This window comes from Asanoa ishikariensis, assembly GCF_900107455.1.
Taxonomy (GTDB): Bacteria; Actinomycetota; Actinomycetes; order Mycobacteriales; family Micromonosporaceae; genus Asanoa; species Asanoa ishikariensis.
Genome location: NZ_FNQB01000002.1, coordinates 353,343 through 364,748 on the forward strand (window position 1 = coordinate 353,343; position 11,406 = coordinate 364,748).

At 70.6% G+C, this 11,406-nt stretch carries 9 protein-coding genes; 5 read left to right on the forward strand and 4 right to left on the reverse strand.

Translation table 11 applies throughout. From position 1 onward, the window contains the following. Window positions 1–86: 86 nt before the first annotated feature. Window positions 87–1,469, reverse strand: coding sequence for a TldD/PmbA family protein (locus BLV39_RS15970; protein ID WP_090792423.1), 1,383 nt, complete (start codon window positions 1,467–1,469; stop codon window positions 87–89). Then, window positions 1,469–2,896 carry a TldD/PmbA family protein gene (locus tag BLV39_RS15975; RefSeq protein ID WP_090792426.1) on the reverse strand — a complete coding sequence of 476 codons (1,428 nt, stop codon included), beginning with the start codon at window positions 2,894–2,896 and terminating at the stop codon, window positions 1,469–1,471. Before BLV39_RS15975 ends, BLV39_RS15970 begins: the two co-directional genes overlap by 1 nt. 207 nt (window positions 2,897–3,103) lie before the next feature. Between BLV39_RS15975 and BLV39_RS15980 the strand changes: the two genes are divergently transcribed. From BLV39_RS15980 to BLV39_RS15990, 3 genes are all read left to right on the forward strand, one after another. Continuing rightward, complete coding sequence (locus BLV39_RS15980; RefSeq protein WP_090792429.1) at window positions 3,104–4,120, forward strand: ABC transporter permease; 1,017 nt, start codon at window positions 3,104–3,106, stop codon at window positions 4,118–4,120. A gap of 11 nt (window positions 4,121–4,131) precedes the next feature. Then, entirely contained in the window at window positions 4,132–5,127 is a 996-nt protein-coding gene (locus BLV39_RS15985; RefSeq protein WP_090792432.1) for an ABC transporter permease, read from the forward strand. A gap of 125 nt (window positions 5,128–5,252) precedes the next feature. After that, window positions 5,253–7,016 (forward strand): ABC transporter substrate-binding protein, encoded by a 1,764-nt coding sequence (locus tag BLV39_RS15990; protein WP_090792435.1) that lies wholly within the window; start codon window positions 5,253–5,255, stop codon window positions 7,014–7,016. Window positions 7,017–7,060: 44 nt separating this feature from the next. Here the strand turns inward: BLV39_RS15990 and BLV39_RS15995 are convergent, their stop codons facing one another. Together BLV39_RS15995 and BLV39_RS16000 are read right to left on the reverse strand one after the other, a co-directional pair. Next, window positions 7,061–7,864, reverse strand: coding sequence for an Fpg/Nei family DNA glycosylase (locus tag BLV39_RS15995; RefSeq protein ID WP_090792437.1), 804 nt, complete (start codon window positions 7,862–7,864; stop codon window positions 7,061–7,063). A 3-nt stretch (window positions 7,865–7,867) separates the two neighbouring features. Continuing rightward, a complete protein-coding gene (locus BLV39_RS16000) occupies window positions 7,868–9,874 on the reverse strand; it encodes a S9 family peptidase (RefSeq protein ID WP_090792440.1) in 2,007 nt (668 codons plus the stop codon). Window positions 9,875–9,952: 78 nt separating this feature from the next. Between BLV39_RS16000 and mshB the strand changes: the two genes are divergently transcribed. Continuing rightward, window positions 9,953–10,846, forward strand: a complete 894-nt coding sequence (gene mshB, locus BLV39_RS16005) for an N-acetyl-1-D-myo-inositol-2-amino-2-deoxy-alpha-D-glucopyranoside deacetylase (protein ID WP_090792443.1) — start codon at window positions 9,953–9,955, stop codon at window positions 10,844–10,846. 107 nt (window positions 10,847–10,953) lie between these two features. Beyond that, entirely contained in the window at window positions 10,954–11,337 is a 384-nt protein-coding gene (locus tag BLV39_RS16010; RefSeq protein ID WP_176984937.1) for a hypothetical protein, read from the forward strand. The last annotated feature ends 69 nt before the right edge of the window (window positions 11,338–11,406 follow it).

An 11,406-nucleotide genomic window follows, 5' to 3' on the forward strand; every position in this document is an offset into this window, starting at 1 on the left:
GCGCAGGATCCACCAATTTATCCGGTTCGGGCGCGTCGGGCGACCTCGGATACGGCGGGGGTGGCGGGGTCGTCATACAGACGAATCTATCCCGACGCGCCACCCGTGAAGTTCCACGAAGCCAGCCGCAGTGACGGACCGGTGAAGCCGAACAGGTCCCAACTGTCGGCCGGCGTGATCGCGTTGCCGCCGACCCCGAGCACCGCACCCGGCCCGAGGGCCAGCGGGTAGGACTGGGTGAACCGGAAGTTCCGGACCGGCCGGGTGATCTCCCCGTCTTCCACCAGCCATACGCCGTTGCGGGTCAACCCGGTCACGACCAGGGTCTTCGGGTCGAGCACCCGGGTGTACCAGAAGTCGGTGACCAGCAGGCCACGCTCCATCGTGGACAGCAGCGCGGCGGTGTGCCCGTCGGCCGCCGGCCCGGCCACGGCCGCGGTCGGGGCGCTCTCGTCGGGCAGCAGCCGCAGGTTGGCCGGCACCGGCCCGAACGCGCCGCCACCGGGCCAGCCGTGCCCGGTGGAGACGGTGCCCGCCTCGGCCGCGGACCGCCGGTCGTACGCGACGCCGGTGGTGATGCCCGCGTCGACGAAGGTGACCGGCCGCTTGGGCGTGCCCTCACCGTCGAACGGGATGCCGACACCCGCGGTCGCGGTCACGTCGTCGACGAGGGTCACGGCCGGGTCGAACTGCGCCGCACCGATCTCGGCGAACGACTGCCGCTCGTTGTGCAGTTTCCCGTTGAAGCCGTACAGCGCGAAGTTGGTCAGCAGGTCGGCCACCGCGGTCGGCTCGAGCACCACCTCGTAGCGGCCCGGCGGCAGCTCGATCGCGTCCGCGCCGGCCCGGGCCTTGAGTGCGGCCCGACCGCCGAGCACCGCGCCGTCGAGGTCGGCGAGCCGGCGCGAGCCGAGTCGCGCGACGCCGTCGGAGCCCGGCACGCGCGCGATGCCGTCCATCGCCGCCTCGGCCGCCCGACCCGCGACCGCCTGGCCCGCGCTGTTGGCGAAGGCGCCGGACCAGTACACGGTGCGGCAGTAGCCGGCCGTCTCCAATCCCTCGGCCGCGTCGACGAAGGCGCGCACGCGGGCGGCCCGCTCGTCGGGCGTGGCCTGCGCGGTCGCCTCGTCCCAGGCGCCGTCGGTGACCAGCGGCGCGGCCGGTGCGAGGCCCGGCCAGCCGGGGTCGACCGGGGTCAGTGGCACCGCCGCGATGGTCCGCTCGACGAGCGCGGTCAGGCCGGCCTCGTCGACCACTGTGGTCGAGCCGCCGACGGTCCGGCCGTCGAGGTGGACCCGCAGCCGGACGGCGGAGGTCGCGTCGGCCACGTTCTGGTGGATCCCCGAGTTGGCGAACCGGGTCAGCGCCAGGGCGGTGTGGTCGACCAGCACCTCGGCCTGCGCGCCGCTGCCGGCCAGCCGCCGGACCAGGTCGACGACCCGGCCCGCGAGATCGAGCTCCGCCGACATCAGCCCGTCACCCCCACCCGTACGCCCGTGAACCGGGCCGGAGCCGCGGGATGGCCGGTGTGCCCGGTCTGGCCCGGCTGGCCCTTGCCGCAGTTCGGGATGCCCCACGCCGTGACCTCCGACGAGAGCATGTCCATCGACTGCCAGAAGGTCGGTCCGATCCCGGTGTAGGTCGGGTTGCGCAGCATCCGGCCGATCTTGCCGTTCTTGATCTCCCAGCCGATCTCGCAGCCGAACTGGAAGTTGAGTCGCCGGTCGTCGATCGACCAGGACCGGTTGGTGTCCATGAAGATCCCGTCGTCGGTGCTGGCGATGATCTCTTCGAGCGTGTGCGGCCCGGGCTCCAGCCCGACGTTGGTCATCCGCACCATCGGGAGCCGCGCCCAGCCGTCGGAGCGCACGCTGCCGGCGTAGTCCAGACCGGCCACCGACGCGGAGTCGCGCCCGGCGAGCACGCCGACCCAGAGGCCCTCGTGCACCGCGTAACGGGCCGAGGCCGGGGTGCCCTCGTCGTCGAAGCCGAAGCTGCCGAGCGCGCCGGGGATGGTCGGGTCGATCGCGATGTTCATCAGCGACGACCCGTAGCGCATCGAACCCAGCTTGCTCAGGTCGAGCCAGGAGGTGCCGGCGTAGGCGGCCTCCCAGCCCAGGATCCGGTCGAGCTCGATCGCGTGCCCCACCGACTCGTGGATCTGGAGCGCCATCTGCTCACTGCCGAGGATCAGCGAGGTCTGTCCGGCCGGGCAGGGCGCCGCGGTCAGCAACTCGCGCGACTCGATCGCGACCCGGGCCGCGTTGCCGGGCAGGTCGAGCCCGGTGACCATTTCCCAGCCTCGGGTGCCGTACTGGTTCCCGTAGGACCTTCGCTGCGACTCGCCGTCGCCGATCGAGGTCGCCGTGATGCCGCCACCGCACTCGCGGAACCGCTGGTCGATGCGGTGTCCCTCGCTGGAGACGAACCACTTCGCGGTGTCCCAGATGCGGTAGTGGCTCTCCGCGAGGTCGGCGCCGTGCTCGCGCATCGTGGTGGTGAGCCCGACCATCAGCTCGGCCTTGTCGGAGAGCGGCACGCTCAGCGGGTCGACCTCGCAGGGAGACGACCAGGAGCCGGTCGCCGCGGGCAGTGGGATCAGGCCGGTGGCGGGGACAGGCACGCTCGCGCTCGCGGCGGCGATCTTCGCGGCGCGGGTGCCGGCCGCGCGGGCGGCTGGGTCAGACATGTCGGGCACGGCGTAGAAGCCCCAACCGGATCCGACCAGTGCGCGTACGCCGACACCGGCGTCCTCGTCCTGGCTCAGCTCTTCGAGCTCGCCGTTGCGTGCGGACATGGACTCGGTGCGCCGATGCATCACCCGCGCGTCCGCGTAGCGCGCCCCGGCGTCGAGAGCGGCCTGGACCGCGGCGGCTGCCGCGTCGAAATGGGTCACCCTGCGGAGCCTAGGTCACGATTCCGCGACGCGCGCGAACCAGACGGCATGCATCGCGCGTCCTCGATGCAGAGTCGTTACCACGGACCAGGCTGACAGTTCGATGGCCGTAGCTTACTTTCAGCGCCAGCGGTCGGATGCAACTTCCTTTCGCACTCGAAGCGTTCACTGCACAGTGCACGACCCGGAAGGGAGGTGACCGAGGCCATGACGGATGGCGCCACCGGACCGGTTGGCCTGAAGGTCTCGACGCCCGACGAACCGGCCGCGGACGTGTCGGCCACCGTCGCCGAGAACGTCCTCGGCCGGTCGCCCGGACAGCTCGCCTGGCTGCGGTTGAAGCGCGACCGCACCGCCTGGGCCAGCGGCTTCGCGCTGCTGTTCTTCGCGGTCGTCGCGATGGCGGCACCCCTGATCGAACGCCTCTACGGCAAGGGTCCGCTCGACCGCTTCTCCGACAAGCTCGACGGGAACGGCAACCCGCTGGGCTACCTGGGTGGCGTCAGCGCCGAGCACTGGCTGGGCGTCCAGCCCCGGCTCGGCCGCGACATCCTGATCCAGATCGTCTACGGGATGCGCACGTCGCTGCTCGTCGCGCTGACCGCCGCGCTGCTGACCATCGTGCTCGGCGTGGTGGTCGGGATCGTCGCCGGCTACCTCGGCGGCAAGGTCGACGCCGTCCTGAGCTGGCTGACCGACCTGACGCTGGCGTTCCCGTTCTACATCTTCTGCTTCGCGTTCGTGCCGATCGCGGTCGCCCAGCGCTACGGACCGACGGACCAGGAGGCGTCCTGGTTCCGGCCGGTGTTGTTGATCATCGTGTTCGTGCTGTTCAACTGGACCTACAGCGCCCGCCTCGTCCGCGGCCAGGTGCTCACCCTGCGCGAGCGGGAGTTCGTCGAGGCGGCCCGGGCCTCCGGTGCCGGCCTCGGGCACGTGCTGTTCCGCCAGCTTCTGCCCAACCTCTGGGCACCGATCCTGGTCACCTTCTCGCTCAACGTGCCGGCGCTGATCACCGCCGAGGCCGCCCTGTCGTTCCTCGGCATCGGCATCCTCGAGCCGACCCCGGACCTGGGCCGGCTGATCGCTGACAGCGTCAACTACGTCCGTGACGACCCCGCCTTCACCCTGACCGGCGGCATCACGCTCTTCGTGCTGGTGCTGGCGTTCAACCTGTTCGGCGACTCGCTGCGCGACGCCCTCGACCCGAAGTCCGACCGGTAGGGGGCGCGACGATGCTGCGGTTCTTCATCAAGAAGCTGCTCCTCGCGGCCACGACGCTGATCACCGTCAGCGTGATCACCTTCGGGCTGTTCTTCGCGGCGCCGAACAACCCCGCCGAGCTCATGTGCGGCAACCGCAAGACCTGCACGCCCGCGCAGGAAGAGAGCATCGCCCGGCGGATGGGCCTCGACAAGCCGGTCGTCCAGCAATATGCCGACTTCATGGCCGGCATCGTGAAGGGGCGCACGTTCGGCGAGGGCGACGCGGTGCGCGAGTGCCCGGCGCCCTGCCTGGGCTACTCGTTCCGCAACGACGAACCGGTCACCGACATCATCGGGCGCACGCTGCCCGTGACGCTGTCCATCGTGTTCGGTGCCGCCGTGGTCTGGCTGCTGATCGGCGTATCGGTCGGCATGGTCTCGGCGCTGCGCAAGGGCACCATCTTCGACCGGGGCGCGGTCGGCTTCTCCCTGACCGGCGCCTCGATGCCGATCCTCCTGTTCGGGCCTTTACTGCTGATCATCTTCGTGTACGAGACGGGCCTGCTGGCCTATCCCAGCTACGTACCGCTGACCGAGAACCCCGTCAAGTGGGCGGCCGCGATGCTGCTGCCCTGGCTGGCCCTCGGTTTCATCAACTCCGCCAGCTACGCGCGGCTGTCCCGTGCGCAGATGCTGGAGACGCTGTCCGAGGACTTCGTGCGCACCGCGCGGGCCAAGGGCATGACCAAGTTCCGGGTGTACGGGAAACACGCGCTGCGGGCGGCGATCACGCCGATCGTCACCATCGCGGGTCTGGACCTGGGCACCTACCTCGGCGGCACGGTGGTGACCGAGACGATCTTCGGCTTCACCGGGCTGGGCAAGGCATCGCTCAACGCGGCGATCAACCTCGATATGCCGCTGGTTATGGCGACGGTGCTGCTCGCCGCGTTGTTCATCGTCGCGGCCAACGTCATCGTCGACGTCCTCTATTCGTTCATCGACCCCAGAGTTCGTCTCGCATAGACCCACGGGCGCGTGTCGGTGTGGGCCGTGCCGACACGCGCCCGTGATCCGAAAGAAATGTTCGGTGTAGAGGCTCATGTCGGAGGATTTCTGCAATCCTCCGCGGGATAGGGAGGGAGTGACCGATGCGTTCAACACGGACGTTGCGGCGGCTGACCGCGGCTACCGGGGCCGCGTTGCTGCTGACGGCGACGCTTGCCGCTTGTTCGAAGAACACCGGCGAGTCCACTGAGCAGGGCAAAGAGGTCGTCGAGAGGACGGGCGCGATCTCGACCGACCCCAAGGAGTCGCAGGGGCCCGCGCCGGAGGTGGCAGGTGCGACCAAGGGCGGCACGCTGAAGGTGATTCAGCAGACCGACTTCGAGCACATGGACCCCCAGCGCACCTACGTCGTCGGCGCGATGGCCGTGCAGCACATGCTGGTCCGCAACCTGACGCAGTTCCGGGAAGACGGCAAGGGCAAGCTGACGCTGGTCGGCGACCTCGCGGAGAGCCCGGGCAAGGACGTCAACAACGACTGCAAGACCTGGGAGTACACGCTCAAGAAGGGCGTCAAGTACGAGGACGGCACCGAGGTCAAGGCCGCCGACGTGGCGTACGGCATCGCCCGGTCGTTCGAGGAGACCATCGACGGCGGGCCGACTTACGTGCAGGAGTGGCTGGCCGACAACCCGACCTACAACGCGGTCTACAAGGGCCCCTACACCTCCGGCAACACCAACGTGCCGGGCCTGACCGTGAACGGCGACTACGGGCTCAAGTTCGAGTTCAAGAACCCGCACTGCGACCTGCCGTTCGCGCTGTCCATGGGCACCTCGGCGCCGCTGCCAGCCGCCAAGGACACCAAGCTCGAGTACGACCGGCACGTCTTCTCGTCCGGCCCGTACAAGATCAAGGAATACATCAAGGACAGCAAGCTGGTGCTGGAGCGCAACCCGAACTGGGACCCCAACACCGACCCGATCCGGCACAACTACCTCGACGGCCTCGAGGTCGAGATGGGTCCGGACGACGCCGCGCAGACCGAGCGGGCCATCGCCGGTGGCGCGGACGCCAACGCGATCGCCTGGGACGGCGTGCCGCAGTCGCTGGTCAGCAAGGTGCAGGGTGACCCGTCGCTCAAGGAGCGCACGATCGACACCCCGAGCCTGTTCGTCTGGTACCTCGCGATCAACAACCAGAAGGTCACCGACATCAACGTCCGGCACGCGATCGGTTGCGCGCTCGACAAGCAGGGCATCCTGCTGACCCAGGGTGGCGACGCGGCCGGCCGGCTGACCAACAACCTGCAGGCCGACACCACGATCGGCTACCAGGAGATCGCCGACCCGACCGGTTGTGGCCCCACGGGTAACCCGGAGAAGGCCAAGGAGCTGCTCGGCGGCAAGAAGATCAAGCTCGCCTTCATGTCGCGCGACACCGCCTTCGGCCAGCAGACCGCGCCGGTGCTCAAGGACAGCCTGGAGAAGGCCGGCTTCGAGGTCGTCGTCTCCTACATCGCGCAGCCGAACCACAACCCGACCGCGCGTACGAAGGACAACCCGTACGACATCTACATCAGCAACTGGGGTGCGGACTGGCCGAGCGGCGCGTCCACGATCCCGGTGCTCTACGACGGCCGCAAGATCGGCCCGCAGGGCAACTCGAACGTGTCCTACTTCAACGGTGACGACGTCAACACCGCGATCGACGCGGCGTCGGCGCTGCCGGCCGGCGAGGCGGGCGACGACTGGTCCGCGATCGAGAAGACCATCATCGACAAGTACTACCCGGTCGTCCCGATCTACCAGTCCAAGACCTTCGTGGTCATGGGCGACAAGGTCGGCGGTGTCTTCCACTCCGACTCGATCGGCACGATGGTCTACTACAACGCCTTCATCAAGCAGTAAGGCAGCACGTTGAGGAGGGGCTCCCGTTCGGGGGCCCCTCCTTTTCACAGTCTCTGGTCGAGCGGGCAGAACCAGGTGCTGCGGCCGCCGTACGTGCCATGGGACATCGGGGTGCCGTCTCGAGGGCAGCGAGCGTCCGGGCCGCGCATCCGGACGATCTCCAGCGTGTGTACGCCGCCCCCGGCCACCGAGGTGCGGATCGCGTAGCGGGTAGCCCGCAGCAGCGCCGCCACCTCGTCCGCGGAAAGGTCGTCGACCGGCTTGCCGGGGTGCATCCTGGCCCGCCAGAGGATGTCATCGGCGAGCAGGTTGCCGATCCCGGCGATCGCATGCTGGTCGAGCAGGCGGGCCTTGACCGGCGCGGTGCCGCGGCCCAGCATCGCCCGGAACTGCGCCGGCGTGATCTCCGTGGCGTCCGGCCCGAGCAGCTCGATCGGCGGATCCAACCGGATGCGGCCGAGCCGCCGCGGGTCGACCAGCATCAGCCGGCCGCCGTCGGCGAACGTCAGCGCGAACCTGGAGTATCGGAAGTCGCCCGGTGCCCGGCCGCGCTCCCAGTAGTCGCCGCCGTCGACCTCGGTGCCGTCCGGATCGGCCACCACGATCTTGCCGGACATGCCGAGATGGATGCCGAGGACCGGCCCGTCCCCGGACGTCTCGCACCACATGCTCTTGCCGCGCCGGTGCGCCACCGTCAGCCGCCGCCCGACCAGCGCGGCGCGGATCTCGCCCGGCGGGTGCGGCCGGCAGACCCAGGTGTCGTGGTCGTCGACGTCGACGACCTCCCGGTCCAACGCGGCCCGCGCGATCACCGAGCGGGCGTTCTCGACCTCCGGTAGCTCCGGCACCCGTCAGAGGGTACGGCGCAGGAAGTCGCGTTCGGCCAGCAGCCGCCGGGCCAGGTCGGCCTCGCGGAGCAGCTCGTGCGGGCGGTTGGTCCGGGTGAGCGCGGTGGACAGCCGGGCCACGTGCGCCGACTCCTCGAGGTCGGTCGGGTCCGCCACGATCAGCAGTGGTTGCACCGCAGACCGGGTGGGCACGGGCTCGGCCGCCAGCTCCAGCAGCGAGTGGTGCGCGTAGATGTCCGGGCCGTCGACCGGCTGGCCGAGATAGCGCTCGGCGTACGCCGAGCCGCACCGCGCCCAGTCGACGATCGGGCCCTCGGCCACCGCGCAGCGGAACACCTCCGGGCGGCGGAGCACGGCGAGCGCCGCGAGCCAGCCACCGAAGCGCCGGCCGCGGACAGCCACGCGTGCCAGGTCGAGGTCGGGGTGCTTGCCGCTGAGCGCGGTGAGCGCGTCGGCCTGGTCGGCGAGCATCACGTCGGCGAGCCGGCGGTGCACCACCTTCTCGAACGACGGCGCCACGCCGGGCGTACCCCGGTTGTCGACGGTGACCACGGCGAACCCGTTGTCGGCCCACCATTGGCGCTCGATCCAGGCGGCTCGCTCGGCCCGCACCTCCTGGTGCCCCGGGCCGCCGTCGATGTCCAGCAGCACCGGCATCCGGCGACCGTCGACGTGCCCGGCCGGGTAGACCACGGCGGCCGGCAGGCGCCGGTCGGTGACCCGTTCCAGCGCGGGACGCGGCGCGGTCGGCGGCTCGGCCGAGAGCAGGTCCAGCTTCGCCACCTGGGCGTCGCCCTTCCAGACCGTCCAGCGGGTGCCGGTGTGGTCGAGCGATCGGGCGCCGATCACCAGCACGTCGCCACCGACCGCACCCGTGTGCCACCCGGGCGCGGTGGTCAGCCGGCGCGACTCCACGCCGCCACCGCCGATCGCCGTGCGTACCCGGAACAGGTGTTGCTCGCTCGGCTCGCCGTCACTGGCCTCGACCAGCAGGTCGGGGGAGCCGCCCGGGCCGGGCATGCGGCCGACCACCCGGCGCAGGTAGAGCGACGGCGGCGTGAGCAACGTGCCGTCGGCGAACAGGCAGCGCGCGTCGTAGCCGTCGTGCGCTAGCTCGCCCCCGACCAGCACCCGGCCGTCGGGGAGGTGGCAGGGCGTGCCGGCGACCGGCTCGACCCAGCGCGGGTCGGCGAGCTCGGCGTGCACCTGGGTCTCTCCGGTGCGCGGGTCGACCGCCAGCACGAGGCCGTGCTGCTGCATCCGGCGCAGCACCGTGATCAGTGGGCCACCCTCGACCCAGTCGACGGCGACCAGGTACGGATAGGTCTCCCGGTCCCAGTGCACGTCGACCCAGCCGCCGTCGAGGTCGAGCAGGTGCAGGCTGACCTCCGCGTTGACGCCCCCGGCCAGCGACCGGGCGATGGTCACCGGCGGCTCGCCGACCTCTAAACGGGTCACCCGGGTGTCGTCGACCCGCGTGGCCAGCAGCGTCTTCCCGTCCGGCGACCACCAGTAGCCACGGCGCCGGTCGAAGTCCCGCGCGGCGACCTCCTCGGCGCGGCCCCAGCTCACGTGGGTGCCTTCGCCGGCCAGCAGCACGTCGGCGCCGTCCGGCTCGATCACCCGCAGCTCGCCGGTCGCGCTCAGGTAGGCGATCCGCGTGCCGGTCGGGTCCGGGCGGGCGTCGGTGACCGGCCCGGCCGCGGTGACGTCGGTGACCGCGCCGGTGCGCAGGTCGACCTGGCGCAGGCGGCCGTCGGCGACCAGAGCCGCCACCCGGGCCAGCGGATCGGCCGCGTACGCGTCGATCGGGCCCTCGGCGACGAGTCGCTCGACCGAGGGTTCGCCGTCGCCGGCCGGTAGGTCCAGCGTCCATAGCGAGTCGGTGGGATCTTCCGGGCCGGCTGAGCGCAGGAACAGCACCCGCGAGCCGTCGACAGCCACGGTGACCTGGTGCGGGGCGCCGCGGGTGAACCCGTGGGTCCGTGCGGCCAGCTCGGGAAACTCCACATCCGGATCGTATGGGCTACAAGGGGTCGGTGAGAGTCGTTCCGAGAGGCCCCTCGGCGACACGCGTAGAGTGGCCCGGTGGCTCGACGACTACTGCTGGTGCACGCCCATCCGGACGATGAGTCGATCAGCACCGGCGCGACGATGGCGCACTACGCGGCGCTGGGTGACCAGGTCACCCTCGTGACGTGCACCCTCGGCGAAGAGGGCGAGATCTACGTTCCCGAGCTCGCGAAGCTGGCCGCGGCCGACGCTGATCAGCTCGGTGGCTACCGGATCGCCGAGCTGCGGGCCGCGTGCGCCGCACTGGGCGTCGGCGACGTCCGCTTCCTCGGTGGCGCGGGGCGTTACCGCGACTCCGGGATGATGGGGCTCGCCACCAACGACAACCCGCGCTCGTTCTGGAGCGCCGACGTCGACGAGGCCGCCGCCTACCTGGTCGAGGTGATGCGGGAGACCCGGCCGCAGGTCATGATCACTTACGACGAGAACGGCTTCTACGGGCATCCCGACCACATCCAGGCCCACCGGGTCGCGATGCGGGCGGCCGAGCTGGCCCGGGCCGAGGGCGTCGGTCCCGAGAAGATCTACTGGATGGCGCTGCCCTGCAGCGTGCTCGAGGCGGGCCTGCACGCCTTCGCCGACACGGTCGGCAACCCGTTCGAGGGCGTCGAGAGCGCCGACGACTTCCCGTTCGGCACCCCGGACGACGAGATCGCCGCCCGGATCGACGCGACCGACCTGCACGACGCGAAGGTCGCCGCGCTCAAGGCGCACGCGACCCAGATCCCCGACTCCTCCTGGCTCTACGCGCTGGCCGGCGACTTCGGCAGCGAGTTCATGGGCGTCGAGTACTACACCCTCGCGGCCGGCGAGCGCGGTCCGGGCGATGGGCCGAACGGGTGGGAGACCGACCTGTTCGCCGGCATCGCCGTGGCCGAGCCGGCGCCGGCGGAGGCCGGTTCGAGGTGACCAGCGTGTCCAGCCCCACCGACCACCTGCCGCCGCCGGAGCCGCCGGAGCCCGCGGAGACCCCGGCCCCCGAGCCCAGGCCGAGCCGGGACCGCGGTGCCGTCGCGGTGCTGCTGACCACCGCCGGCGTGCTGCTCGCGGTGCTGATGGCGGCGCTGTCCGCCGTGCTCGAGCTCCAGTTGGTAAGCGTGCGGGTCGGCGGGCAGTTGATCGGCGTCTCGGCCCTGCTGGCGCTGGTCGGCAACCTGTTCATCGGCTGGTTCGCGTACCGGGCGACCAAGCACAAATGGGCCGTTTTCCCGCCTGCCCTGATCTGGCTCGCGATCACCCTCATTGCCGCCGGCAGAACTACAGAGGGTGACTATCTGATTGCATCGAATAACTGGGTGGGCTGGGCCATGATCGGGCTCGGTTCACTGTCCTGGACGATTGTCGGCATCCGACTCGTCTCTTCTTCACCTGCGAAAACGTCAGCGAGAACGCTGTACTGAGCGGCCGGCGCCGGGTGGCGCCGAAGGTGAGCGCGGCCACGCAGTCGTGTCAGACCCGAGATCTCTTCG

What these genes read in the sequence shown, in the direction of transcription:
- BLV39_RS15970 (WP_090792423.1), bottom strand. Translation starts at nt 1,469, where the DNA reads ATGTCGGCGGAGCTCGATCTCGCGGGCCGGGTCGTCGACCTGGTCCGG.
- BLV39_RS15980 (WP_090792429.1), top strand. Translation starts at nt 3,104, where the DNA reads ATGACGGATGGCGCCACCGGACCGGTTGGCCTGAAGGTCTCGACGCCC.
- BLV39_RS15985 (WP_090792432.1), top strand. Translation starts at nt 4,132, where the DNA reads ATGCTGCGGTTCTTCATCAAGAAGCTGCTCCTCGCGGCCACGACGCTG.
- BLV39_RS15990 (WP_090792435.1), top strand. Translation starts at nt 5,253, where the DNA reads ATGCGTTCAACACGGACGTTGCGGCGGCTGACCGCGGCTACCGGGGCC.